25 protein-coding genes and 13 tRNA genes are annotated in these 26,314 nt (G+C 33.3%); 28 read left to right on the top strand and 10 right to left on the bottom strand.

Annotated elements, in window-relative coordinates; translation table 11 throughout:
• The first annotated feature begins 203 nt into the window (after positions 1–203).
• The gene (locus AA089_RS08595; RefSeq protein WP_046756528.1) at positions 204–1,529 is read left to right on the top strand and encodes a hydroxymethylglutaryl-CoA reductase, degradative; all 1,326 of its coding nucleotides are present in this window, start codon (positions 204–206) and stop codon (positions 1,527–1,529) included.
• Entirely contained in the window at positions 1,529–2,458 is a 930-nt protein-coding gene (locus AA089_RS08590; protein WP_046756527.1) for a GYDIA family GHMP kinase, read from the top strand. Before AA089_RS08595 ends, AA089_RS08590 begins: the two co-directional genes overlap by 1 nt.
• A 143-nt stretch (positions 2,459–2,601) precedes the next feature.
• Here the strand turns inward: AA089_RS08590 and AA089_RS08585 are convergent, their stop codons facing one another.
• The 7 genes from AA089_RS08585 to AA089_RS08555 form a co-directional block, all read right to left on the bottom strand.
• Complete coding sequence (locus tag AA089_RS08585) at positions 2,602–4,713, bottom strand: peptidylprolyl isomerase (RefSeq protein WP_046756526.1); 2,112 nt, start codon at positions 4,711–4,713, stop codon at positions 2,602–2,604.
• Positions 4,714–4,809: 96 nt separating this feature from the next.
• Positions 4,810–6,087, bottom strand: a complete 1,278-nt coding sequence (locus AA089_RS08580; protein ID WP_046756525.1) for a hemolysin family protein — start codon at positions 6,085–6,087, stop codon at positions 4,810–4,812.
• Positions 6,088–6,279, bottom strand: a complete 192-nt coding sequence (locus AA089_RS08575) for a hypothetical protein (protein WP_046756524.1) — start codon at positions 6,277–6,279, stop codon at positions 6,088–6,090.
• Between the two features lie 30 nt (positions 6,280–6,309).
• Complete coding sequence (gene lptC, locus AA089_RS08570) at positions 6,310–6,885, bottom strand: LPS export ABC transporter periplasmic protein LptC (RefSeq protein ID WP_046756523.1); 576 nt, start codon at positions 6,883–6,885, stop codon at positions 6,310–6,312.
• A 5-nt stretch (positions 6,886–6,890) separates the two neighbouring features.
• Positions 6,891–8,273 carry a tetratricopeptide repeat protein gene (locus AA089_RS08565; RefSeq protein WP_046756522.1) on the bottom strand — a complete coding sequence of 461 codons (1,383 nt, stop codon included), beginning with the start codon at positions 8,271–8,273 and terminating at the stop codon, positions 6,891–6,893.
• A gap of 18 nt (positions 8,274–8,291) precedes the next feature.
• The gene (locus AA089_RS08560) at positions 8,292–9,605 is read right to left on the bottom strand and encodes an outer membrane protein transport protein (RefSeq protein ID WP_046756521.1); all 1,314 of its coding nucleotides are present in this window, start codon (positions 9,603–9,605) and stop codon (positions 8,292–8,294) included.
• Positions 9,598–10,335, bottom strand: coding sequence for a type III pantothenate kinase (locus AA089_RS08555; RefSeq protein WP_046756520.1), 738 nt, complete (start codon positions 10,333–10,335; stop codon positions 9,598–9,600). Before AA089_RS08555 ends, AA089_RS08560 begins: the two co-directional genes overlap by 8 nt.
• A 99-nt stretch (positions 10,336–10,434) precedes the next feature.
• On the opposite strand from AA089_RS08555, the gene AA089_RS08550 reads away from it, so the two are divergent.
• Positions 10,435–10,510 (top strand) — tRNA-Phe (locus AA089_RS08550).
• A 256-nt stretch (positions 10,511–10,766) separates the two neighbouring features.
• Entirely contained in the window at positions 10,767–10,940 is a 174-nt protein-coding gene (locus AA089_RS24675; RefSeq protein ID WP_156168953.1) for a hypothetical protein, read from the top strand.
• 314 nt (positions 10,941–11,254) lie between these two features.
• Here the strand turns inward: AA089_RS24675 and AA089_RS08545 are convergent, their stop codons facing one another.
• A complete protein-coding gene (locus AA089_RS08545; protein WP_046756519.1) occupies positions 11,255–12,073 on the bottom strand; it encodes a T9SS type A sorting domain-containing protein in 819 nt (272 codons plus the stop codon).
• Positions 12,074–12,340: 267 nt separating this feature from the next.
• Positions 12,341–13,354: a helix-turn-helix transcriptional regulator gene (locus AA089_RS08540; RefSeq protein ID WP_046756518.1), complete on the bottom strand. Its 1,014-nt coding sequence runs from the start codon at positions 13,352–13,354 to the stop codon at positions 12,341–12,343.
• 100 nt (positions 13,355–13,454) lie between these two features.
• Between AA089_RS08540 and AA089_RS08535 the strand changes: the two genes are divergently transcribed.
• On the top strand, positions 13,455–14,270 hold the full coding sequence (locus tag AA089_RS08535) for a hypothetical protein (protein ID WP_046756517.1): 816 nt from the start codon (positions 13,455–13,457) through the stop codon (positions 14,268–14,270).
• A gap of 133 nt (positions 14,271–14,403) precedes the next feature.
• Positions 14,404–14,700 (top strand): hypothetical protein, encoded by a 297-nt coding sequence (locus tag AA089_RS08530; RefSeq protein WP_046756516.1) that lies wholly within the window; start codon positions 14,404–14,406, stop codon positions 14,698–14,700.
• A gap of 148 nt (positions 14,701–14,848) precedes the next feature.
• Here AA089_RS08530 and AA089_RS08525 read toward each other — a convergent pair whose 3' ends face one another.
• Positions 14,849–15,463: a rhodanese-like domain-containing protein gene (locus AA089_RS08525; protein WP_053002281.1), complete on the bottom strand. Its 615-nt coding sequence runs from the start codon at positions 15,461–15,463 to the stop codon at positions 14,849–14,851.
• 223 nt (positions 15,464–15,686) lie between these two features.
• On the opposite strand from AA089_RS08525, the gene AA089_RS08520 reads away from it, so the two are divergent.
• The 22 genes from AA089_RS08520 to AA089_RS08410 form a co-directional block, all read left to right on the top strand.
• The gene (locus tag AA089_RS08520; protein WP_173427053.1) at positions 15,687–17,075 is read left to right on the top strand and encodes an RtcB family protein; all 1,389 of its coding nucleotides are present in this window, start codon (positions 15,687–15,689) and stop codon (positions 17,073–17,075) included.
• Positions 17,072–17,554, top strand: coding sequence for a hypothetical protein (locus AA089_RS08515; RefSeq protein ID WP_046756515.1), 483 nt, complete (start codon positions 17,072–17,074; stop codon positions 17,552–17,554). Before AA089_RS08520 ends, AA089_RS08515 begins: the two co-directional genes overlap by 4 nt.
• 153 nt (positions 17,555–17,707) lie before the next feature.
• Positions 17,708–18,586 (top strand): hypothetical protein, encoded by an 879-nt coding sequence (locus AA089_RS08510; RefSeq protein WP_046756514.1) that lies wholly within the window; start codon positions 17,708–17,710, stop codon positions 18,584–18,586.
• Positions 18,587–18,804: 218 nt separating this feature from the next.
• Positions 18,805–19,365 carry a 3'-5' exonuclease gene (locus AA089_RS08505; protein ID WP_046756513.1) on the top strand — a complete coding sequence of 187 codons (561 nt, stop codon included), beginning with the start codon at positions 18,805–18,807 and terminating at the stop codon, positions 19,363–19,365.
• Positions 19,366–19,408: 43 nt separating this feature from the next.
• The gene (locus AA089_RS08500; RefSeq protein ID WP_046756512.1) at positions 19,409–20,155 is read left to right on the top strand and encodes a nucleotidyltransferase domain-containing protein; all 747 of its coding nucleotides are present in this window, start codon (positions 19,409–19,411) and stop codon (positions 20,153–20,155) included.
• The gene (locus tag AA089_RS08495; RefSeq protein ID WP_046756511.1) at positions 20,152–21,222 is read left to right on the top strand and encodes a nucleotidyltransferase domain-containing protein; all 1,071 of its coding nucleotides are present in this window, start codon (positions 20,152–20,154) and stop codon (positions 21,220–21,222) included. Before AA089_RS08500 ends, AA089_RS08495 begins: the two co-directional genes overlap by 4 nt.
• A gap of 322 nt (positions 21,223–21,544) precedes the next feature.
• Positions 21,545–22,246 (top strand): hypothetical protein, encoded by a 702-nt coding sequence (locus tag AA089_RS08485; RefSeq protein WP_046756509.1) that lies wholly within the window; start codon positions 21,545–21,547, stop codon positions 22,244–22,246.
• 710 nt (positions 22,247–22,956) lie between these two features.
• Positions 22,957–23,029: transfer RNA gene (locus AA089_RS08480), tRNA-Ala, on the top strand.
• Between the two features lie 106 nt (positions 23,030–23,135).
• Positions 23,136–23,208 (top strand) — tRNA-Cys (locus AA089_RS08475).
• A gap of 170 nt (positions 23,209–23,378) precedes the next feature.
• A tRNA-Asp gene (locus AA089_RS08470) sits at positions 23,379–23,451 on the top strand.
• Positions 23,452–23,457: 6 nt separating this feature from the next.
• A tRNA-Pro gene (locus AA089_RS08465) sits at positions 23,458–23,530 on the top strand.
• Positions 23,531–23,542: 12 nt separating this feature from the next.
• Positions 23,543–23,614: transfer RNA gene (locus AA089_RS08460), tRNA-Glu, on the top strand.
• A gap of 6 nt (positions 23,615–23,620) precedes the next feature.
• Positions 23,621–23,694: transfer RNA gene (locus tag AA089_RS08455), tRNA-Leu, on the top strand.
• 28 nt (positions 23,695–23,722) lie between these two features.
• Positions 23,723–23,794, top strand: a tRNA-Arg gene (locus AA089_RS08450).
• Positions 23,795–23,800: 6 nt separating this feature from the next.
• Positions 23,801–23,871 (top strand) — tRNA-Gln (locus AA089_RS08445).
• Positions 23,872–23,875: 4 nt separating this feature from the next.
• Positions 23,876–23,948, top strand: a tRNA-Met gene (locus tag AA089_RS08440).
• 9 nt (positions 23,949–23,957) lie between these two features.
• A tRNA-Ile gene (locus AA089_RS08435) sits at positions 23,958–24,030 on the top strand.
• 6 nt (positions 24,031–24,036) lie between these two features.
• Positions 24,037–24,109 (top strand) — tRNA-His (locus AA089_RS08430).
• An 8-nt stretch (positions 24,110–24,117) separates the two neighbouring features.
• A tRNA-Phe gene (locus AA089_RS08425) sits at positions 24,118–24,190 on the top strand.
• A gap of 95 nt (positions 24,191–24,285) precedes the next feature.
• Entirely contained in the window at positions 24,286–24,597 is a 312-nt protein-coding gene (locus tag AA089_RS08420) for a hypothetical protein (protein WP_046756508.1), read from the top strand.
• A 130-nt stretch (positions 24,598–24,727) separates the two neighbouring features.
• The gene (locus tag AA089_RS08415) at positions 24,728–25,735 is read left to right on the top strand and encodes an RNA ligase, Rnl2 family (protein ID WP_046756507.1); all 1,008 of its coding nucleotides are present in this window, start codon (positions 24,728–24,730) and stop codon (positions 25,733–25,735) included.
• Positions 25,736–25,938: 203 nt separating this feature from the next.
• Positions 25,939–26,314 (top strand): helix-turn-helix domain-containing protein (locus AA089_RS08410; protein WP_046756506.1); only part of this gene is annotated, 376 nt, incomplete at its 3' end.

Below are 26,314 nucleotides of genomic sequence, written 5' to 3'. Positions count from 1 at the left end.
CTTAAATTATAGTCGCGAAAATTAGATTCTTTTCACACCATATTTGTGCTATTATAGTATTGAATATGTAGCAAAATATACACTTTCGTCCTTTTTAGCTGCTAAAACGGTTGTTTTCTATCTGTATTTTAGTGCTTTTCAGTTAAAATGGTACTTTTTCATTGTGTATCTTTGCACTTCTAACGGATATTAAACCCTATTTTATGATTGCTCCTATTGCTGGATTTTCAAAACTTTCAAAAGACGAAAAAATTGAATGGCTTGCGAATACGTATTTTCAAAACAACGAAACTGTTGTTAATACGTTAAAGAAATACTGGAATACTGATGAAATACTTCAAAAGTTACACGATGAATTTATTGAGAATACGATTTCAAATTTTTACCTTCCGTTAGGAATTGCACCTAATTTTCTGATTAACAATCAATTATTTGTAATTCCCATGGCAATTGAAGAAAGTTCAGTAGTTGCCGCAGCAAGTAAAGCTGCCAAGTTTTGGCTAGATCGTGGCGGATTTAAAGCTACGGTTGTTAGTACAGAAAAAGTGGGTCAGGTTCACTTTATGTATTTCGGCTCGACCGAGAAATTGAAAAACTACTTTGAATCGATTAAACCTGAATTTTACACGGCTACGAAACATATTACTCAGAATATGGAAAAACGTGGCGGTGGAATTACCAATATTGAATTACGTGATAAAACCGCAGAACTCGACGGCTATTTTCAGTTGCACTGTACGTTTGAAACGGTTGATTCTATGGGTGCAAACTTTATCAATTCGTGCTTGGAGGAATTTGCAAAAACGTTTAAAGACAATGCAGAAAATTTTGAAGATTTTACTTCTGAAGAGAAGTACATTCAAATTGTGATGAGCATTCTTTCCAATTATGTGCCAAATTGTTTGGTAAAAGCTGAAGTGAGTTGTCCTGTAGCTTCATTAACAGAAGGCGAAACCATGGACGCTGACGAGTTTGCAGCCAAGTTTGTACGTGCCATTCAGATTGCAAAAACAGAACCGTATCGCGCTGTAACGCACAATAAAGGAATTATGAACGGAATTGACGCCGTTGTGCTGGCTACAGGAAATGATTTTAGAGCTGTAGAAGCTGGAATTCACGCGTATGCCGCAAAAGACGGACAGTATTCTAGTCTGACGCATGCCGAAGTAAATGATGGTATTTTTACCTTTTGGATAGAAATTCCGCTATCATTAGGAACTGTTGGCGGATTGACATCATTGCATCCGTTGGTAAAATTAGCTTTGGAAATGTTAGGAAAACCGACGGCTAAAGAGTTGATGAAAATTGTTGCCGTTGCCGGATTGGCGCAAAATTTTGCCGCTGTTAGATCGTTGGTTACTACAGGAATTCAAAAAGGACATATGAAGATGCATTTGGTAAATATTCTGAATCAACTAGAAGCTACAGAAGCCGAAAAGAAACATTTTATTACCTTTTTTAAAGATAAAACGGTAACACATAGCGCCGTTGTTGATGCGTTTAACGCGTATAAAGTAGCACAAGCCTAATGAATTTTTATAGCAACGGAAAATTATTATTAACTGGCGAATATGTCGTGTTGGATGGTGCAAAAGCATTGGCGATTCCGACAACGTATGGACAATCGATGAGTGTAACTTCAATTGAGTTACCAAATCCGATTGAACCGCCAAAATTGGTCTGGAAAAGTTATGATGTACGAGATTTGATTTGGTACCAACGTTCGTTTGAAGTAACATCTTTTGGTGATGAAGTTTCCTATGTTGATCCTGAAAGCCAATTATTGCACAATATTTTATCAGAAGCCAAACGTTTGAATCCTTCTTTCTTAAATGGAGAAACCAGTCTTGAAGTACAAACTAGCTTGAGTTTTCCTCAAAATTGGGGTTTGGGTTCATCTTCTACCTTAATTCATAATATTGCGCTTTGGGCAAACGTGAATCCGTTTACCTTGCTTTGGAATGCTTTTAAAGGTAGTGGTTATGATATTGCTTGCGCAAGATATGACTCGCCAATAGTGTATCAATTAGAGAAGACAACACCAATTGTTGAAGAAGTTACTTTTCATCCTTCATTTAGCGACCAATTATACTTTGTACATTTAAATAAAAAACAAAATAGCAGAAACGCCATTGAAAATTATAATGCCAAAAAAGGTGCGATTGCAAACGAAATTAAAGTGATTAATGCTATTACTTCTGAAATGATTACAAGTTCGTCTATGGTTGATTTTAATTTACTATTGAAAGAACATGAAGCAATTATTGCCGAAATCATTCAGGAAATTCCAGTGCAAGAACGTTTGTTTGCAGATTATTTTGGACAAACAAAGAGCTTAGGTGCTTGGGGCGGCGATTTTATTCTGGCAACAGGAAATGACGATACGCCCGATTATTTTAAAGCAAAAGGCTATGAAACTGTGCTTCCTTTTGATGAGATGGTGCTTTCTACAAAATAAAAAATATATTCTTACCAAAGCAAAATCAACTTAGGTAAAGAATAGATTTTACAATACGTACAAAATGATAATATTAAAAAAGCCTGTAAAATATTTTACAGGCTTTTTACTATTTCAAAATTGAAATTTATTTTATGTAATTCTTAGTAGAATATTGATCTGTTATCTTCAATTTCAGAAGCACTTTTCAATGCATTGAATACTGAGTTTGTAGCCGTGGAAGCTCTTTGATTTCTTAACGAGTTCATTTCTGCAAGGTAGCTATCTTTTTCTGGTGCTGCTGTTTTCGTTACAACTTCAATCATGTATACACCTCTTGTCCCAGCAATTAGTTTTGAGGTTGCTCCTTCTTCTAAAGCAAATGCTGCTCCAACTACTTTTTTCTCTTCTCCACCACCTGGAATTATAGGTGCGCTCATAGAGAGTGAAGTTGCTGTTTGCACTTGTACATTGTTTGCCGCAGCTAAATCAGCTAATGTCGTTGCTGTATTGTTAGCTTTGATCATTTCAGCTTTTTTATCGTCTCTTAAATACTGTATAACACGTGCAGAAGCATCTTCAACAGAAGCTAAGCCTTCTTTGTGTTTTTTTGTTAGTTGTGCTACTACAAATCCGTTTGACACAGGGAAACGTTTGATATCTCCAACATTTGTTTCGTCTTCAAATGCCCAACGTACTATTTGACGTTGTTCTGTATTGATTCCAGAGATTCTTGAATCTAGTATTCCAATTTTATTGATTGGATTTACTTTGTAGTTATTTTGTGTTGCAATGTCAACAAAAGCATCGTCACTTTTACTTGCATCTGATTCAAATTTAGACGCTGTCGTAAATAAGTCGCTCAACGTTTTTTCAGAAGACTCCACTAATTTTGTAATAGTTGCTAGTTTGATAGTCTTCTGCATATTTTTTTGATCTTGGATTTCAATTATGTGATATCCAAAAGGAGATTCTACTACATCCATGTCTCCAACCTTGTTTCCAAAGATATATTCTTTGTATGTTGGTGTTAATCCTGTTGTATTAGAATACCATCCTAATTCTCCACCTTTACTTTTAGAACCATCATCCGACATTTTTTCGGCAATGTCAGCAAATTTAGATTTATTTCTTTTTACAACTGCTAAGATACTGTCAGCTTGTTTTTTTGCTTCTTCTTTCGTTTTTGTAAGGTCAGGATTTGCTCCAGCTGAACCTTGGAAACGAATTAAGATGTGTCTGTTCTTTACAGAATCAGGCATTTGTTTTGTTTCTAAAACTTTGGAGATTTTGTATAAGTCGCCAACTTTGTATGGACCAAATACTTTTCCAACTTCAGTTGCAAATAAGTTTTCAGCTATATCCGTAGGCAATTCATTTTTGTATACAAATGCTACACTTTCGTTTGTGTCCGTTCTTTCAGTTGCATATCCTTGCGCATCTTCCGCAGCTTCAAAACCTGAGATTAGTTTTGTTATTTCAGCTTTTGCGTCATCTTCATCTGCTTTAGAAGCTTTTTCTTCAAAGTATACATATTGAATGTCTCTTGAAGCTTTTTCTTCAAACATTGATTTGTGATTGTCAATGTAGTTTTTGATATCGCTTTTCTTGATTTTTACATCTTCGTCCTTTATGGTATTGTAAGGAATTTGAACGTATTTGAACGTTACCTTGTCATTTTCCAAACGATATGCCATTTCTCCTTCTTTAACCGTCGCAATTGAACCAGACTTTACTAAATTGTAGTATAAGTTTTGTTTAGCTTGATTGATAAAGAATTCCTCCGTAGCTAACCAACTTTGGTATTGTGCTGCTTTTGTAGGATCGTTTTTATCATTTTTTGTAGCTTCTAAGGTATTGACATATTCTCTTAGTTTTCCTTCTACAAAAACACCCGCTTCATCTTGAAATTGCGGATTGTTAGTGAAGTTTGGATTTGCAATTATTAGGTTCCAGATTTCATCTTTCTCAATCGTAATTCCTAATTCGTCTAATTGCTGAGCGATCAACTGATTTCTTAGTTGTTGATCCCAAACGTTGTTAACCACCTGAATTGTAGATTGACTACCTCTAGATTGGTCCATTATATTTTTTACATTGTATTGAAAGTCTCGTAATGGAATGCTTTCGCCGTTTACCATTCCTATTTCACTTGGTTGCTTTGCACCGTTATCTGAGTTGTTGAATACGTCAGAAATTACAAAAGCAAATAGTGCTAATCCAATGATTAGGATTAATACTAATGTACGTTGTCTAATTTTTGCAAGAATTGCCATTTATCTTCAATTTTATGAAATTCAGTGGGCGAAAATACAATTTCCTTCCAAATAATAAAAGAAGAACTACGTATTAATTCGTTTATTTTAGGGATTTTAATCTTCAGAAAGTATTTGAAGTTGAATCGTGTCTATTTTTGTGTTGGAAACTTCTAAGATTGTGAACTTTACATTGTTGATAATGATGACTTCATCTTTTTGTGGAATTTCCTCTGTTTCACTCACTATAAGTCCGCCAAGCGTTTCGTAGTTTTCACTTTCTGGAAGGTTGAGTTTGTGGGTTTCGTTGATGTAATCTACTTCCAATCGGGCAGAAAATATGTATTCGTGTTCTCCAATGCGTTTTTCGAGTAATTCGGTACTGTCGTGCTCGTCTTCTATTTCTCCAAAGAGTTCTTCTACAATATCTTCTACGGTAATTATTCCAGAAGTACCACCATATTCATCAATGACAACTGCAATACTTTTGTGCTTTTTCGTCAAAACGTTTAAAACGTCATTTGCCAGCATTGCTTCGGGTACAAAAACTACAGGCATTACAATACTTCTGATGGTTTTTGGCTTTTTGAAAAGTTCAAATGAATGTACATATCCTGTTATATCGTCAATACTGTTTTTGTAAACTAATATTTTAGAATATCCTGTTTCAGAGAATAGTTTTGCTAAGCTTTTGGTGCTTTCATGCATTTCTATTGCCACTATTTCCGTTCTTGGAATCATGACTTCTCTTGATTTTACGGCTGAGAATTCTAACGCATTTTGAAATATTTGAATTTCGGAATCTACATCTTCATCTTGATGAGCTGACTCCATTTGTTCTGTAATGTAATTTCCCAATTCCACTTTACTAAATTCGAGTTGCACTTCGTCTCCTTCTGTTTTGAAGAATTTTTTTAAGACAACATTCGATATCCACATTACAAATTCGGAGATTAACCAAAATAGTTGGTAGAAAATATATGCTGGAATTGCTAAGAATTTTAAAAGTTTGTTTGCGTATACTTGAAAAAATACTTTTGGAAGAAATTCTGCTGTAAATAAGATTACCAGTGTTGATATTACAGTTTGAAAGAGCAGTTCATATTTGGCTCCAATGTATTGACTGAGCCATGGTGTTTCGTGGATCCAATCGACAATTAATTCTCCCATAAAAAAACCATAAATTACCAGTGCTACATTGTTACCAACGAGCATTGTTGCAATAAATTTAGAAGGTTTTTGTGTGAGTAGTGTGAGTATTTTTGCTAGAATTCCTTCTTGCTTTTTTTCGAGTTCTATGTGAATTTTATTTGCAGAAACATATGCAATTTCCATTCCGGAGAAGAAAGCTGAAAACAGTAATGCCGTTATGATAATGAGCAACTGTAGTTCCATTTATTCTTGGTTTTTACGCTCTTCAAATTTTTTTCCATAGTGTCTTCTAAAAAGAAACATGAAGAGTGATATTACGGCAAAAGCAATAAATATGTACGATTCTGTCCCAACATTCCATAATTGGATTGCTTTGTAAGTAGCTAAAATGGCTACGATGAGATATAAATATTTTGTATAGCTTAATATTTTCACAACTTTTAGGTTTTGTTCGTTTGTGGTTGTTTATTTATCGTCTTCGTCAATTGGTATGGTACTGTCATAGATTTCATGTGCATCCATGACACTCATATCTCTACTAAAGTCTATTCCGTGTGTTCCTTGTAATAATACACCATATTGGTTGCTTATTTTGAATGCTCCTTCTGTAAAAATCCATTCTCTATCTTGATCCCAAAATAATTGAGGAGCTTCCAAAACGTCTCCTTTGTGTGTTACAAGTTGCACATTTCCTTGTAAATCTACTAATCTTGTGTCACTATACAAAATGGCATAGTCAGCAGTTACGGTATTTTCATTACTTTGTTCATCAAAAAACTTTAATGTAATTCCCTTAGGAAACTCCATAAATGGAAATTTTTGATTGGAAAAATCTTTGTTGTACGGACTTCTAAGTGTCGATTTTACCTTTCCTGAATCTGTGTATACTAAAAATATATTTTCTGCTTCTCCAACAGGAAACCGTTTGGTGTACGATAGTTTTTGAATTTCGCTATTGTAATTCCCCTGACATGAAAAAAACATTGTCACAGCGAACGCTGTGACAATGCAATGTATTATATATTTTGTGTATGTGTTCATGTTTGTTATAAACTTGGAACTCTAACGCTTCCGCCAATCCAGCAGTTTAGTGAAACGGTTTCTCCACCTTTGTATCCTTTACTAAAGATATCTGATTTGCTTGGAGCTGACTTCATGTATGAATTTACAGTTCTGTTAGCAATACTTTTTAATGAAGGATCTACTTGTCCTGCTTTTCTAGCCATTTCAGCAGCTTTCCAGTATCCAGCTCTTTTCGTGAACTCATCGTTTCCACACTGGTTTACACTTGAAGCGTACAGTTGAGCAATTTTTAAGTATGCACCACCTAATGATGGGTTACTTTTTACTGCATCTAAGTAATATTTTCTAGCTTTCGATTTTTGACCTCTTCTTTTTGCCTTGTCAGCAATTTTATAAAGTAATTTTCCTTTTCTAATTGGATCTTTTTCCATATCCAATGACTGGTTTAGGTATTCTTCAGCTCTTACTAGGTTTCCTTTTCTTTCGTAGATTCCAGCTAAGTATCTTTTAGAGTTTGCAGATGGCTCTAATGCATCTACAGCTTCTACTAATTCTACAAACAATGGATCTTCATCACAACCTTTAGCATCTAATCGTCCAGCAGCTCTTTTTAACCAAAGTGCATTACTTCTGTTTTCAGCAAAGTTCTTTCTAAATAAAGGAATTAAAGTTTCACATGTTGATTCTCTTTCGATCAAAGATTCCATATTTCCAGAGAAAATAGCAATTGCTTTTACGTTTGTATCTGCAACTTTTTCTGTTCTTTTTTCTTTAGACGTTAGTTCTTGACCAGCTTCTTTTTTCGCGATTAATTGGTTTTTAGTTTTTGCCAATCTTTCGCTTTCAGATTCAAACTTTTCGTTTAATTCTTCATACTTTTCGATTAGGTTTTCTAACACAACTCCTGAATCTCCAGTTTTGTACATGTTGTAGTACAATTCAAAATACTGGTATAGTGATTTTGGATTTTTGAAGTTTACCAAATCGGTTTTGAATGCTTCGTCAAACGTATCATATTGGCTTTTTACATTTCCTATTTTGTAATCTACCATTAACGTACCGATATCACCCAATACATCACCTTTTTTTGTTTTTGCAGGCACATTTGCCAATCTATCTTTGTATAGTTGAATTAGCTCTTCAGCTATTTTTGTTTTTTCAGCATCTGTTGTTGCATTTTTAAGTTTGTACTTATAAATTCGCTCACCATATGCATACAATGCAGAACTTATTGTTGGACAATCTTTTCTTAATTCGTTTAATTGCGTTTCAGCTTCCGCATAGTTTTTAGCTTTTGCGTTTTCAGCGAATAGGGATAATTTTGTTTTACAATCTTGAGCATTTAAAGTTGTGAAGCTTGTTATTGTAAACAATCCTGTTACTAATAATGTAAAAATCTTCTTCATTTCTCTAATTTTATTCGGTTAATTATACTTTCTTTTTATGAACCATCTATCGTTAAGTGATAAACTTAAGAAGAAATTGACATAATTCTCTTTGATTAATCCAGAGTTAGTCGTTCCTCTATTTCCGAACTCTACACCAAGGTTCAAGTTTGATATTGTTCGTCCTACTGGTAGTCCTACTCCAAAAGACATGCCAAAGTCATTTATATCTTCGTCTCGAATTGTAATTCCGGTATGCTCATATCGAATTCCAACTCTATAAGTTACTCTTTCCCAGTAGCTTGTAAATGAGTTATATTTAGGAATATAAAATCCTCCTGCCGCAAATTTTGAAGCATTGTTATAGGTTACGTTTTCAATCGTCGTTAAGCTATTTCCAAAGTTACTACTGTTCATAAATGTATATTCTGCTCCAGCAAACCACTTATTTTTTTCGCCTATTCCAGCTCCTAAAGATGTTTTTGTAGGCAGTCGCAAGTCTGTTGTTTGCTTGCTCCCCAAATCAACTTCATCTAATTGCCCAGGACTTACAGTGACTCCTCCAACTCCTGATAAATTTAATGCTAATAATTGACGTGTGTTGTCTGATTTTATATCTGATTTTGGAGAGAATGTCAACGACGTAGTTAAGGATAGTTTTTCGTTGAATTTTGTTTGGTAGTATGCACCTAAATTATAGTTCAATCCACTTAATCTTGATTCATCTAAGGAACGTGTTCCATAATTTAATGTTCTGACAAAATTGCCTTCATCATCCAGCTCACCTAGAAATTCTGTATTTTGGTTTTGAATGTTTCCAAAGTTATAATTTACCGTAGCTCCAACAGAAAATTCTTTTGTAATTTGATATCCAAGCGATAGAAATACAGAGTTTAAACCTCCTTCTCCTTGATATTGTGCAAATTTATTTGGTGTCGAAGCAATTCCTGTTTCTCCAATGCCTTCAAAGTTGTATCCAACGGAGCTAAATGGCAAGATTCCGAAGCCAACGCCCATTTTTTTACTAATTGGAAAAGCAACAGCCAAGTAATCTAAAGCTGTGGAAGATCCTTTGTCAGTTCCTGAAGGACTTTCTAGTTTAATTTGACCGTAACTAGCTCCTAATGTATATGTTGTAAACTGTAAATTTCCAAACGAAGCTGGGTTTTGTAAGTTGATATGTAAACTATCTGAATAGATACTCATTCCTCCCATACTTCTATTTTCTGCTGTTCCTTTAAACTTCAAGTCTCCAATTCCAAGGAAGGAATATGGTGAAGCTGTGCCTTGTTGTGCAATACTCATTTGGCAGATAAACAACAAAATTGATAATCCTAAAAACTTTCTAATCATTATATCTATTATATTCTAAAACATTATTCAATCCTTGCAACAAGAATTTTGAATTCGCAAATATGGTATTTTTTAACCTTTTAGCCAAGAAATTAGTGTCGCCGCCTGTTAAAATAACTGTTAAATGTTCAAATTGTTCTTTGTAACGCTCAATTATGCCATCTATTTCTGTAATTACTCCAATACTGACACCTGAATGAATTGCATTATTCGTAGAATTTCCGATATAATTTTTTGGTATTTCAGGCTTTAGGAGCGGAAGATTTGCGGTAAGTAGGTTGAGTGTTTTGTATCGAAGTTGTACTCCTGGAGAAATTCCTCCGCCAAGATATATTTCGTTAACTGTTTTAAAATCGTACGTTATACACGTTCCTGCATCAATGACCAATACATTTTGTTTTGGATATTGTGATACTGCCGCTACTACAAGTGCAATTCTGTCGACACCTAACGTTTCTGGTGTTGTATAGGTGTTTTGAAAAGGCACTGGTGTTTCATGTGTCAATTTTAATATTTTGATCGCTAAGCTAGCTAGATATGTTTTTGTTTCTTTTGTCAACTTTGTGACGGACGAAGTGATCATTTGATCTACTTCTGGAAAGTTTTGTAAAGTTTTTTCAATTTTTTTTTGAAATAGTTCTTTTTCAAAACTTTCGTGATGCAACATTTTATCTTGCTGAAAAACAGCAACTTTTACATACGTATTTCCAGCGTCTACAATTAAATTCATAGATTGATTTTAGAGATTGCTAATTTAAGAAACGTTTTTTTTGCAAAATAGTTTTGTCAAGTTTAAAAAACGCTTATATTTGCATCCGCATTTGCGACTGGTGCCTTAGCTCAGTTGGTAGAGCAAAGGACTGAAAATCCTTGTGTCCCTGGTTCGATTCCTGGAGGCACCACCAGAAAAACCCGATCATAATTTTGATCGGGTTTTTTGTTTTAGGGATGGAAAGTGGTCCAAAAATTTTTATGTAATCTAAAGGTAATGTTTTGCAACATGATATCCTCAATCACCTATTGGCAGCCGCAACGCCTAACATAATTACAAGTTTTTTCTCTATATTTTTGATTCTAAAAAGATTACGGTATTCCCGTAAATAGTTTATAAGCCATTTTTGTAATTTTAAGTTTAGTATTAACTTTTAAAAACTTTATTACATGAAAAAGAGAATTTTAAAACCGCTTAGGTTAAACAAAAAACAAATTACAAACTTTCAAACCAAACTTATTACAGGTGGAAATACAGCCTATTATGAATGTGCTAGTATTTATTGTTGGGAACAACCAAACACTGGTGTAGTTACGTGTCCTACGATTACTTGTAATTGCTAATAAAACAGTATTTTTTTGAATAGTATATTCTATTGAATGATATATATTCACACACATTATGATAAATCCAATCAAAATTTGATTGGATTTTGTGTTTTTGGTAGCATTTGATAACGTTTCTATTATAAATTATGACTTTAAAAGAGTTGATTTTATCATTTAGATTATTTTTTAGATTAAATCAGTATGCACAAACATATAGTAGATTGTATGATTGAAAATGATAAAACTATATTAGTTTTCAAACATTCTAAAACGAAAAAAGCGCCATTCTTGCGAATGGCGCTTTTGTATAAATATGAGTATTTTTTCAATTATTCTTTGATTAACTTCACTGTTTTTGAACCTGAAGTTGCTTGTATTTTTGCCAAGTAAATTCCAGCTGGCAAATTGGTCATATCAATAGTTTCTAAGTTTGTTGTATTGTACAATACACGTTGCCCATTAATATTAGTAACCTCAACAGATTCTAAATCTGTAACTCCACTAATTGTTGCGACATCCTTAACTGGATTTGGAAAAACACTTACGCCTGTCAATTCTACTTCGGTAGTACTTAAAGTAGCAAAGTTAAACGTAGAAGGAGCAGTTACAGCCGCTGCATTCGGGTCTACCACGTTTACATATTCCGCCGTTCCGTTATCAATCATATCTGCTTGCATAAATGATTTTAAAGGAGTTACTGCATTTGCCAACGCTGAGTTATTTTCCAATATGTACATGTTTCCTATATTAGGGTTTCCATTTACTGTAAATGTAAACATGTCAGAATTTGTACCTGCCGATGGTGCTGTCAGACTTACTGGACTTCCTAAAGTTTCTGTAACCAAATATCCATCAATTGATGATTGTGCTACATTATTTCCATCAAAGAAAGTAGCACTAGCGCCACCACCTAATGAAGTAGCTGAACCTGTGTCAATTGTTACGCCATCTGGAACAATAATTGTAAATCCATAACTCTGTACAGAAGTAGCAAAGTTATTCGCACTTGGGTTTGGCACTGCTTGTATTGTGAAGCTATAACCGCCGTTGTGTTGCAATGTATACGTATAACCATCTTGCGCATTTACATTGCTTGTAAATAGTGCAAAAGCAGTAAAAAGTAATAAAATAAAAGTAGTTTTTTTCATGTCGATGTGTTTGTAAGTATTATTTATTCAATTTTCTGGTAATTGTTTATTAGTAACAAATGTACTAAAATTAAGAAAATTTCATAGAAGTGATTGTATATTTTGTAAAATAACGAGTATAGTTAGTCGTTTGTTTCTAATGATTTAACTCAATATTAAAAACACATAGCAAAAGTAACATATATCAGACTACTGAGATATCTCATGTATATATAATTAGAATACTAAGAATCGCATCGTAAAAATCCTAAAAGGTAGTTTTTTCAATTAGTCAATGTATTTACCTACCGCAGCTTCTAATTTTTTACGAATTCGCTTTCGTAGAATTCTTGGCGCTACAACTTCTATAGCATCTCCAAAACCAAGAATCAAGCGTTCCAATTCAAAATTAATATGTACACAAAGTTTTATCGTAACACTTCCATCTTTATGCTTTTCCATAACTTCTTGCGTATGATGAAATGGTTTTGTTATTACATACGGCGCATTACTTTTTTCTATGTTTAAGATGATTTCCTGAATGTGTTTTTCATCCAAAACGGTAACACCAATTGTATTTTTATAATACAAATCTCCATTAAAATTTTCATCTCTGTATGGAATATTTACATCATAATCAACATTCACGATTCTGTCCAATGCAAAAGTGGAAATCTGTTTCTTGTTTCCTGTAACACCAACTAAAAACCAACGATTGTTGTACTCTTTCAAAATAAATGGATGAAAAATAATTTCAGAAGCATGACGTGCTTTGAAGGATTGATACGTCAGTCGCAGGACAATTTTCTTCAAAATAGCTTGATACAATAGATCTAAATGCTGCAAACCTTTCAAGTTTTCATTTTTGTCCAAATGTATAATAGATGCCTGATGCGTTTTCTCCGTATATACTTTATCTTCCAACCGTTGAATAATGCCGCCCAATTCTGAAAACAATGAAAAATCTTTAAATTGTTTCAGCATTTCTACCGTTTCCGAAAGTACATTCATGTCGTTTTCCGTTAGCGGAATATCTGTAATAGAATAGTCTTCATCTTCATACTTATAAAACTTACGATCGTACACGACAATTGGCGCATTGTACCCTAATTTATCACTTCGCATCATCTGAATATCCAATTGTACAGTTCTACGACTCACATTCACTTCGCGTCCTTCATATTCGTGTAATGTATCCGAACATGCTTCAATCAAATCGTTAAGCGTCCATTGCCGATAACAGTTTTGCAAGCATTTATCAATGGTTTTATAGCGAATGAGCGCGTTTTTATTAATTGCCATGTGTAACGTATTTGCTGTGAAATTAAAACTCTTTTTTAACTACGCAAAATCATTGCGCAAATTAGTTGCATATTCGTATATTATTAGCAAATAAAATCTTATGAAAAATATAGAACCTAAAAACATAGTTCAAGTTGATATCAATTTTGATTTGAATAATATAAATAGCTCAAATGTCCCAAATGAGAGTATTTTAGATGCAAAAAATTATCTAAAATTGAAAGAATATACAGATGATGACTTTTGGTGCTTTACTAGCAATCAAAAAAAGATTAGAGGATTTGATTATAAGCATAAAAATCAAATGAAATTTGTTCCTGAGTTAGACCCTTGTTTAATTTATTTTTCTAGTGCTCAAATGTTTTCTAAAATGATTTATAGTTACAAAAAAGAATTTCTAAACAATTTATCATTCATTGATCCTTCAAAAAATAAGGACGCTCAAGACCTAGGAAAAACAATGCAAGAATTTCAATATTTTTTTCAATTTGCATCTAGCTATATCATAATGCTAAATTCTTCTTTAGAAACATTTATAAATAAAGAAATTCCAGTTACAACAACATACATAACTAAGGGAAAAGGAGAAACTAAAGATATCAAATGGATTTTAAAAGCTAATCTTGAATTTAAGATGTCAAAAATAATTCCACAATGTACAAATAAGAACTTTCCATTAGAATATTTAAATACGTATGAATCAATAAAAGATTTTATAAAATTTAGAAATCAATTGATTCATTTATCTCCAAGAACGGATTGTAATAGTGTCAGATATAAAGAGTTCTATAGGAAAGTAATTGATTTTAATTATTTGGATTCAATTTATCAGATTAAAAAATATATTAACTATCATCAACCAAACTTAATAGAAGAATGTGAATTTGAATCATATTTTGACATTTTCAATAAATAATTCTTTCCTACGTAAAAAGATTGCGCAGTAATTTACTTCATTTGCCAAAGTTCATTAAAAACTCTTTTGAAACAAGTTTCCAAAAGATATGTGTGTCAATACTGATACATATAACTTTTTAAAAACTAAAATTATGAATTGGAAAATTCAAAAACTACTCGATGGAGAAACCATCATTTCAAAAGAACCTGGTAATTCTATGTTACCACTTCTAAAATCGAAGCAACCTGTAAAATTGCAGCCTATTTCTTGGGAAGATTGCGAAGTTGGAGACATCGTTTTTTGCAAAGTACGTGGAAATGTATTTACACATTTAGTGAAAGGCAAAAACGAAAGACGCGGATTGTTAATTGGAAACAATCACGGACGAATTAACGGATGGACCAAAAATGTATATGGAAAAGTAATAGAAATATTGCCAATGTCATAGACATTCTATACTTCAAAAAAATCATGCAAGCTATAATTTGAGCGTAACCACGCAAAAAAAGCGTGGTCGCGTCTTCGTTACTCGCTCTTTTCAAATTCTTTCAAAGGAGCTCAAACAAACCACTCAACCGCTTACGCGAAGTAAGTAACTACTTTTCAGAAAAACTAGTGCCTTCAAACTGAATATAAGAAGGATCAGCCAAAGAAGTTAATATGTTTACAACAGCATTCAATTCATACACGTTTTTATAGCCATACCCATACAAATTAATATACGTCGGAATATTTAAAGCCAACATTAAAGGTTGATTATTCTTAGGTAATACAATTTTTGATGCAAAATGAATCGGATCATTTTGAATATTATTATTGCAATAAATCAAAATTTTAGTCTCAGGATTCGGAATTAAACGCCTTAAATTTTGCTGCGTAAACTTTGTAAAAGGTAAATTAATCGCGCCTTTTATATGACTCTTTTTATATAAATCTTCAGCTCTTGTATCTAAAATGATCACATCTTCTTTACTACTCATTTCTACAAAAGTTGCTAAATCGATCAAACGCGCTGCTCGATGCTTTTCCACTTTTTGGACCAAATCTTTATAATCATCAAAACTAACCAGTGGCTTATTGTCAGGAGAAGTATTAAAGTCTTCTGTAAACGCCTCAATTCGTTGCACTTCATCTTCTGAAGTCGTTGGTTTTTGCGCTAGTAAACTATAAACAATAATAATGGCAACAAAAATAAAAACAGTTCTTCGCATAATTTCTAATTTTCACTCTAAACTACACAATCAAAGTACGTTACGTAACTTACAATGAGTAAACTAGCCATATGAATGAGTAAACTCATTTTAACTACGCAAAATAATTGCGCAGTACTGTAAAATATTTGTATCGGAATCATACATACGTCATAATTAAATGACACAGTAGCAACGCTCCGTTGAATAGTGAAGTCAACGGAGCTTATTAAAAGAACAAATTATGAAAGAACACATTCAAATTAACGGAAACACATTAATCGATTTAGGATTCAAGCCTAAAAAATGGTTTAAAGAAGCAATTGTATACATCAATGACAATCAATTGCAACATGACGAAATGCTTTCATATTTAGAACAGTTCAAAGCAGCTCCAGAAATAGAATTACACGAAAATCATATTCCATTTGCGATCAATATAGAAGCCGAAAATGAAGTGGAAGAAGACAATGTTGCTTCGGTAATCAAAACCATGGAAACATTAATGAAAACGCCAACATTAGTCAACGGCGCTATCATGCCCGATGCCTGTCCTACAGGACAAAATGGTGTCATTCCAGTTGGTGGTGTAGCTGTGGCAAAAAATGCCATTCATCCAGGAATGCATAGTGCCGATATTTGTTGTTCTGTAATGTTAACAGATTTTGGAAACGCAAATCCGCAAGATGTGTTGGATGCCGCACATAGCATTACACACTTTGGTCCTGGCGGAAGAGATCGTGATAATCAATTCAGATTTCCGATGGATTTATTAGCAGAAATAGAAGCGAATTACTTCTTAAACGATCAAAGATGTATCTCAGTAGCACGTTCACATTTAGGAACGCAAGGCGATGGAAACCATTTCTTGTTCGTGGGAACGTCTAAAAAAACAGGAAATACAATGATGGTTACCCATCACGGAAGTAGAGGTTTTGGAGCTAACTTGTATAAAAAAGGGATGAAAGTAGCCGAACAATTCAGAAGAGAATTATCGCCACAAACTTTAAAGCATAACGCTTGGATTCCTTTCGATACAGAAGAAGGACAAAACTATTGGGAAGCGTTGCAAATTGTACGTAAATGGACAAAGAAAAACCACGAAGTATTGCACGATGCAACCTTATCAACATTAGGAATTGAAAAAGAAGACAGATACTGGAACGAGCATAACTTCGTATTCAAAGATGGCGATTTATTCTACCATGCAAAAGGTGCAACGCCGTTGGATAAAAAGTTTATGCCAGATATTACAGGTCCGAGATTAATTCCATTAAACATGTCTGAACCTGTATTAATTGTTGAAGGAAACACCACTGCATCGAACTTAGGTTTTGCGCCACATGGAGCTGGAAGAAATGTCAGTAGAACACAACATAGAAAAAGTAAAACGGGAACGATTCAAGACATCTTCAACGAGGAAACTAAAGGTTTAGATGTACGTTTCTTCTCTAAGGAAATTGACATTACCGAATTGCCTTCTGCTTACAAAAATGCAGCAACGGTAAGAAATCAAATGGAACACTTTGGTTTAGGTAAAATCATAGATGAAGTTATGCCGTACGGTTGTATCATGGCGGGCGATGTTGGTAAAAACGCGCCTTGGAAACGTAGAAAAAAGAATAGAAAATGAAAACAATAAAGAAAATATGTAGCATCATTGGTTTTACTATTTTTATAGTACCATTAGGTATACTTTTTTGTGTTATTGTAGGTCCATTTTACATGATAATCTTATTATACAAAGACATGTTCAAAAAACTTACATTAAACGAAGAACTAAAAATCAATGGTGGTAACATATTTTTATTATATGCAGATCATAATGAATTTGACTTTGATAATTATTTCAAAAAGCATAACAAACCAATTTCATGTATCAAAATAACTGATGGGAAGGCAAAAAATGATTTTGGTAATTATCTGAGTAAAGATTGTACCGAAACATCATTTCCTAGTTTGGTAAAAATTGATGGTAAAAACTTAATTTATAAAGACCTTAACAAAGCTTTCAAGCAATTGGTAAAACGGAATAACAATCCATATAGTTTTTACAAACAAATAAAACTATCAAGTCGAAAATTAAAAAAAGAAACATACAAACAAGTATAAAATTGAAGTCATGAAGACGCAAAAAATAAAGTCAAAACAAAGTTAGAATGTATTTTTTGGGAAGAAAATCATGAATTTTCAGATGAAGAAATATTAGATTTAGAAAGTTTACATATCTTAATCGACACTATTTAAAACAAAACCATCAAAACAATGAATCAGAAAGAGCTAAAAAATAAAGTCTATCAATTATTATTTGATAAAATAGTAAAAGAAGATTTTAAGAAAGACATCCTATTATTACAAGATGTTTACAAAGCTAAAACTGATTCATTATTGTATGATTTATCGCTTGTACATTATGAAAATCATAATTACAAACAGCAAGTTATTGAAGTGATTTCAAAATACACCACAAAAGAAGAATTGATCAGTCTTAAAATTTATCAAGATTGTATCCGCATAATTGAAACAACAGATCAAAAAACTGCTTTTCATCATTCCGTGAATTTGGGAGAAGTATTTGTTAACAGCGAACACAAGTATAAAATTGTATATGACTTTCATAGATTAAATGAAGAACTATCGTACATAAAAGATGATTTAGTTGAAACGAAAGAGGAAGATGTTTATTTCAACATAAAAAAGTGTGCTAGAGCTGTTACAGAAGCATACAATAATTCGAAGCAAAAACAACAATGGTCTGATTTTTTGCATACATCGTTAACGATTATCAAACACAAAGAATCTGTCAAAAACAAACAAAAAGAAGCGATCATTTCACAGGCAATTTCTGAACTTGCAAACTTAGAATCCAAATCAAAAGTAAAGCGCATGCTGAAAGAAAATGGTTTTACGGATGAAGAAATTGCAAACATCATGAAACTAGCTGAAAGTGCTTCCAAAGAAGCGATGAATAAACAGCTTCCAGCATTATTAACTATTGGAACCATTTTATCCTTTATTAGCTTCATTATGGCTCCAAACAAAGGAAATGTTAACGGATATGGCGCTCTTTCGTTTCTCATAGGAATTGGATTGCTAGCTTCTGCTGGTTTTATGTTTTGGAAGATTAAAAAGAAGAAAAAATAAACCATTGTGCCAACACGAAGCAGCCAAAAAGAAGGAAGTGACGATCGTCTGTTTGCCATATCGTTACATATAAATTCTGCAGAAAAATGTAGTAGAAAGGAAAACTAAGGATGTGATTTTGAATCAAATTCAACAACTTAAAAAAGCCTTCTTATTTGTCACATTGAGCGCAGTCGAAATGCAAATCAACTAAAAGGCATACATAATCAAAAATAAAAATGAATCATACAAAAAATATAATCATCGTTGACTTAGAAGCAACTTGCTGGAACGGAAAAATTCCTGACGGACAGGTCAATGAAATCATAGAAATTGGTATCTGTGTATTAAATACGGAAACTGGAAACATTACGCAAAACGAAGGAATTCTGATCAAACCAGAACGTTCAGAAGTCAGTGAATTTTGCACTGAATTAACAACCATCACGCAAGAACTCTTAGATTCAGAAGGAATTTCATTTGCAGAAGCTTGTACAAAACTTCGTGTAGAATACAATCCAAAGCAATACACGTGGGCAAGTTACGGGCAATACGATCTCAACATGCTAAAACGTCAATGCAAATTGCGAAACATGGAATATCCTATGGGCGAAAATCATATCAATGTAAAAACTACGTTTTCGGAAGTAAAAGGCATTCGTAAAAAAGTAGGCATGAAAGGTGCTTTGCAACTATTAGACATTCCTCTAGATGGAACGCATCACAGAGGAATTGATGATGCCAGAAACATTGCCAAAATTTTACATTGGTGTATGAAAAATTCAACTACGCAAAAATAGTGCGCAGTTACATTTCATCTTTGTTCAAAGAAAAATTACAGTGATGAAAACACGAATACTAGAAAAACTCAACGAAATAGAACGCGATAAAAATATCGAAATCTTATTCGCTGTCGAATCAGGAAGCAGAGCTTGGGGTTTTGCTTCTCCCGATTCTGACTATGACATCCGTTTTGTCTACAAACACAAAACCGATTGGTACTTGAATCTTTGGGAACAAAAAGATACGATTCAATTTATGACAGAAGACGAATTGGACGGTTCAGGTTGGGACATTCGAAAAGCTTTAAAACTTCTAGCAAAATCAAATGCTTCGTTGTTGGGTTGGCTCTTCTCTCCGATCGTTTACAGGAGTTCTGGAACGTTTTTAGAAGAAATGAAAACGGTTGCAAAACACAATTTCAACCCAGTTGCAGGCTTCTTTCATTATCACAGTATGAATAAAAACTTTGAAGAAACCTTAGGTTCTAGCGAAATGACTCTAAAAAGTTATTTTTATGCAATACGAACTGCCTTATGTGCCAATTGGATTTACAAAAACGAAACAATTCCGCCAGTAGAATTTCGAGAACTATATTCATTACTTGATGAAGAATATCGTTTGTTGCTAGATGAATTAATTCTGCTAAAAAGCAAACACATCGAAAAAAGTCATGAACCTATAAATGAACGTTTGATTAATTTGGCAAAACGCATCGTAGCTGAAAATAATGAAGTTCGAAAAGATTTGAAAACGATAAAATCGAATCCTGAAGATTTCAATAGATTATTCATAAAATCAATCTCATGACACTCTCAGAACTGAAAAAATCAGGACATATCATATTTGAATGTATTAGCGGAAGTCGTGCGTACGGATTAGACACGCCGACTTCCGATATAGATATTCGTGGTGTTTTTATATTGCCAAAATCGATGTATTATTCGCTCGATTACATTGATCAGATCAATGATGAAACGAATGATACTGTATATTATGAATTACAAAAATTCATTTCATTGTGTGCAAAAAACAATCCAAATATTTTAGAATTACTAAATATTTCGGACGATTGCATTTTACAAAAAGATCCATTATTTGATAAAATCAAGTTGTCGTTATTTCTATCCAAACAATGTGAAAAATCATTTGCAAATTATGCGTTTACACAAATAAAAAAAGCACGTGGATTGGAAAAGAAAATTGTCAATCCAATGGAGAAAGAACGTAAATCAGTCTTAGATTTTTGTTTTATGTATGACAAAGGAACTTCAATTCCATTACGAACGTTTTTGCAAGACAAAAATATCAAACAAGCACATTGTGGCATTACAAACATTCCACATTTAAAAAATTGTTACAATATATATCACAATGAAAATGTTCCCTACAAAGGAATCATCAAAAGTGAAAACGCGAATGAATTGGCACTGAGTTCAATCCCGAAAGGAGAACCAACAATTGGATTGTTATTTTTCAATAAAGACAACTATTCTTCCTATTGTAAAAAATATAAAGAATATTGGGATTGGGTTGAAAAACGTAATGACGAACGGTATAAAACCACCATTTCACATGGAAAAAATTACGATGCTAAAAATATGATGCATACCTTTCGCTTATTACGCATGGCGAAAGAAATTGCAAAAGAAAATAACATTCATGTAAAACGTCCAGATCGTGAATTTTTACTTGATGTAAAACGAGGAAAATTTGAATATGATGAGTTGGTCACTTGGGCAACAGAATTAAAAACTGAGTTAGAAACGCTTTACGTAAATTCTAGTTTACCCAATCGTCCAAACCTAGAAAAGATCAACGAATTACTAATTGATATTAGAACTGAATTCTACAATAAAAACACAAAAAAAATATAATCATGCAAACCAAAAAAGGCACAGTGTATTAAGTTTTTAACATATAACTTAATACAAAATGAAAACGTACAAGAACAAGAAATTTTACAATTTCAAAAAAGTTCACAAACGCAAAAAAAGAACTGCAAAAGCAGCAATTCCATGGAAAATAGGTTCTAAAGTATATCGAAAAATACTGAACCGAGAATACAAAGCAAAATGTAAAGTAGTCCTTCGAAGAAAATTAGAAGGACGAAGGGTAGAATTTCCTAAATTCAAAAAAACGCTAGAAAGATATTGTTCGTAAAAACATTAGAAAATAGATCATTTTAGAACAGAAATCATGAATGCATTAATAGACATCGCATACTCCATCAAAAGTTTCCTTTCGGATGAATGGAAAGCAGATTATGGCGCATTTTTACAAAATGAACATGTATCATTGCTTTCGCGAAATGCCTACGCGTTATATCGAAATGATTTTAGCAAAATTCATGGAAAACCGCATTTTGAAGAAGAAATTATTCCCGATATGAAGGAAACGTTTTCAATCTTTAAAACCCAATTTCACATCCTCAAAAAACACAATTTTGAATGGAATGTCATCACACGAAAGGCGTTTGCTACAGCAGTAGAGCAAACGCCTTTTGCACATATATTAATCTTAACTGGTCAGCGATTGACCTCAGCGAGTATTCAAGATGAACGCGCCATTCCTCCTTTACGAAAAGATTTGATAAAAAGTAGTTTTAAACCGCATAACAATCAAATTTCAAAAGCAGTTCGTGCCTGGGAAAAACATGCGCAACGTTCTTCTGATAATTTCTGGGGAACCATCAAAGGAAGCACGCAAGAAAAAGAAGAAAATGTGCAAAAACTCATCAAATACATGCTCAAACATAAAACTTGGTGGAATGTATTTACACATTACAAACACGATATTGTATATGAAATTCGCATTGCAAGTGGACATGGAATTCGCTGGAAAAAAGATACTCTAGAACTCATTGGATTTTTAGAACCTTTTGAAGATTATCATCATTAAATCAATTAGATTGAGTATAAATAAACCATCAAATTTGGAAGAAACCCTATAAAAATCACATATTTGCCACACTAATGACAAGATATTATATACATATAGCCGCTATTTGCCTGAAAAGTCAAGACAAAAATCGTGGAATGGTTGAACCATTTTTACGAAACAGGACGCTTTATGTAGATTTTTATAAGTGAAATAAACGATGAAATAACACAAAAACTATAAAAACAACAAGCGTCCAAGAAATTGGGCGCTTTTTTTATGAAAAAAATTTAAAAAATGTTGAAAGCATAACTCGATAGAAAAATAAAAGGTTGAAACAAAAAGCAATTGAGAGACAGACAGTTGGAAAAAGTTCGATATTCGTTTAAAAACGGACAGGAATTTCTTTGTCTAAATTCAAACATAAACAACTGATTATCAGTAAAATAAATTCAAAAAATAGTTGTGTAATTCAAAAATCGTTTTCATATTTGCAACGTCAAAAACAAAAAATGACATCATGAAGCATAGTATAAATCACATATCCGCCTTAGCAAGTATTCTCCGACCGATGGGAAGTTGCAGACTGTTTACACTAGAACAGAAGGTAGATTTTATATATATGAAAAAATGGGAGTATGATAAAGATATGTTACGCTGATCGTAACTATATACAAACTTTATAAAAGCATCTCCCAAAAAAGAGATGCTTTTTTTGTGGTTCATATTTTGGGGATATAGTTTACCAGGCGAAAATAGTGGGTTTGCATCCCGCCGAACGGAGTTCGAGTCTCCGTGTCTCCACAAAATGATATTGTAGCTCAATGGTAGAATAAAGACCTGTTAAGTCTGAGTTTGTGGTGCCTGTGCTGAACTTAATTCAGTATTCAAGTCCTAACAGTATCGCAATGACAAGGTGGCTGAATGGCAAAGGCAGCAGTCTGCAAAACTGTTTTTTACGAGTTCGACTCTCGTCCTTGTCTCTAGAATTACAATGGAAGTATTGAGCAATTGGTGGCTCGCTTGACTGAAATGTCAATTCAACGAAACCTATTAAAAATAGATTCCTTTGAGTTAAAATCAGGTCTTTTAAAGCATGTAGAGCTTGTGCCGCACTTGATGCAGTATTAGAGTCCTACTACTTCCGCAAAATAGTATCGTAGCTCAACGGCTAGAGTGCTCGACTGTCTCTCGAGAAGTTGCGGGTTCGAATCCCGTCGGTACTGCAAAATCTGGGAATAGAACAATTGGCTGTTTACTCGCTTTGGAAGCGAGAGGATGTAGGTTCGAGTCCTGCTTCCCAGACAACATATAAATGCTCCGTTCGTCTAACGGCTAGGACACCTGCCTTTCGAGCAGATAATAAGGGTTCGATTCCCTTACGGAGTACAATTTACAGGAATGGCGGAATTGGCATACGCGGCTGTCTTAGAAACAGTCTTTTGAGAGTTCGAATCTCTCTTCCTGTACAAACGCAATCTTAGAAAGGAGTGCAACAAGTTTATGGTGTAACGGAGAGCACATTAGCCTACGAAGCTAAGAGTATAGGTTCGAATCCTATTAAACTTACAAATTGATCTGTTGTGTAACGGCTAGCACACGAGACTTTGACTCTCGAAGAAGAGGTTCGATTCCTCTCAGATCTACAATAGCGATATAGCTTAATCGGTAAAGCACTGGTCTCATAAGCCAGAAGTTGAAAGTTCGACTCTTTCTATCGCCACTAAAAAATAGTGATATAGCTTAATTGGTAAAGCGTCAATCTGATACATTGGCAGATGAAAGTTCAAGTCTTTCTATCACTACAAAATGGTGTCTTTAGTTTATTTGGTAAAACGTCTCACTGTGAATGAGAAGAATAGGGTTCGATCCCCTAGGTCACCCAAAAAAAAGGAATAATGGCAGAGTTGGTCAATGCGATGGATTGAAGTCCCAGAGATATAGGTTCGAATCCTATTTATTCCACAAACAGAATGTAGTTTAACATGTAAAATAGTGAGTGTATATCTCAAAGACGCAAGTGAAAATCTTGCCATTCTATCATCAATAAAAATAAAGTTATGAGACAAGATGTATTACAAAGATTCTTATATAGAACTGAAGATTCAGGAAGATTTCTCGTGACTTCTAAAAGAACAGGAGTCATCTATTTTGTTGAGCCAATAGACACTGGAAAACCAGCAATTTTATGGGGAGATGTAGATCCTGTAACAAAGAAACTGACTGGAGATTATGGAAATAAAAGAAGAGGCGCCGTTTTGGCTGAAGAATCACTAATTACAGAAGAAAATGGTTTCCAAAATATTTCCACATTCAAAGGAAGTCCTTTGGGAGAAATTGATCGCAGAGATCGATTGTATGAAGAAAATTAAAATATAAAACTATAGAAACTCATAATTGAATAAAGATTCCGTTTTTCAACGGAGCTAATTCAATCAATCATTTTAATTACACCTTAAAAGGGTTGTCAAAATTGAGTTTCATTAAAAAAATAAAGAAATCGTGTTTAAAAAATATAATAGTATTGAAAATACATACCGCGAAAAAGCAGTTGAACAAGTATACCGTCACGACTATGGAAACGATGTTTTTGTAATTCAGGAAAAAGTACACGGAGCAAACTTTTCATTCATTACAGATGGAAATGATATCAAAGTTGCCAAACGTACAAGTTTGATTTCTGAAGGCGAAAATTTCAACAATCACACATATGTATTTAACAAGTATGAAAAAGCAATTACGGACTTGTTCAAACGTGTAAAGAATGATTTTCCAGAAACTAAAATCATGACTGTTTTTGGGGAAATTTTCGGAGGAAGTTATCCACATCCTGATGTTGAACTTCCAAGAGGAATGACACGCATTCAAAAAGGTGTTTTTTACAGTCCTGAAAATGATTTTTATGCATTTGACATTTGTCTAAATCACACAGAATATTTAGATGTTACGATTGCGAATACATATTTTGAACAAGTAGGATTGTTTTACGCAAAAACACTTTTTGCAGGAACATTTACCGAATGCTTGGAATATCCAAATGCATTTGAATCCAAACTACATGAATGGCTTGGACTTCCAGCAATTGAAGATAATATTTGCGAAGGAACCATCATTAAACCATTAATTAGTAGACGTTTCGGAAATGGCGAGCGTGTTATTTTCAAAAATAAAAACGAAAAATGGACGGAAAAGTCACGTGTAAAAAGACATCATGTTCAAAAACCAAATGCTGTAGAAATTCTATCAGATTTTGAAAAAGAACTCATGCATACACTTTTAGGATATGTAAATGAAAATCGTTTGATGAATGTACAAAGTAAACTTGGTGAATTTACACCAAAACAAACTGGAAAAACCATTGGTTTGTTTGCAAAAGATGCGCTTGAAGATTTCGTAAAAGATCATGAAACGGATTGGAATAATACGGAAAAGCAACATCAAAAAGTAATGACAAAAATACTAAATAGAGAAGCTGCAACCATAGTTAAGAAAGCTTTATTATTTAAGTAATGTAGAAGCGACTGCCCAAAAAAAGGGAGTTTTGGGCAGTCATCATAAAGATAGTAATACCAAACCTACTCTAAAATGCGACTTTAAAAGCAAAGCTGCTTTGGTATAAGATACATAATCACTATGTTTTTAATCCAGTCCTAGAACTGTGCTACCAACACAGTTACTAGGACTATTTTTAGTATCTGAATAAAACACAAAAAATGTTACGCTTATTAAAAAAGTTCTTCAATCGGTTCTTAAACAGAAAATCACAAGAACCAGAAAACTATGTGCCAGAAATTCGTCAAGAAGTAATTTTGGATATCATAGAAAAACTCACTGATTTTGAATGTAAAAACGGTTTCTTAAAACCAGTTTCACTACATTCATTAGCAAAGAAACTTCAAACAAATCCTAGATATTTATCTAAAATCATCAACATTCACTATGAAAAAAATTTCAATTCATACATTAATGATTTACGTGTAAAATATCTTTTAAAAGAATTGCAAAATGATCAAATGCTAAAAACTAAAACAGTAAAAACATTGGCTAAAAAGTTGGGATTTACAAGTAGTGAAGTATTTTCAAAAACAT

Source organism: Kordia jejudonensis (assembly GCF_001005315.1).
Classification (GTDB): Bacteria; Bacteroidota; Bacteroidia; order Flavobacteriales; family Flavobacteriaceae; genus Kordia; species Kordia jejudonensis.
This window is presented reverse-complemented; position numbering and strand designations above follow the sequence as displayed.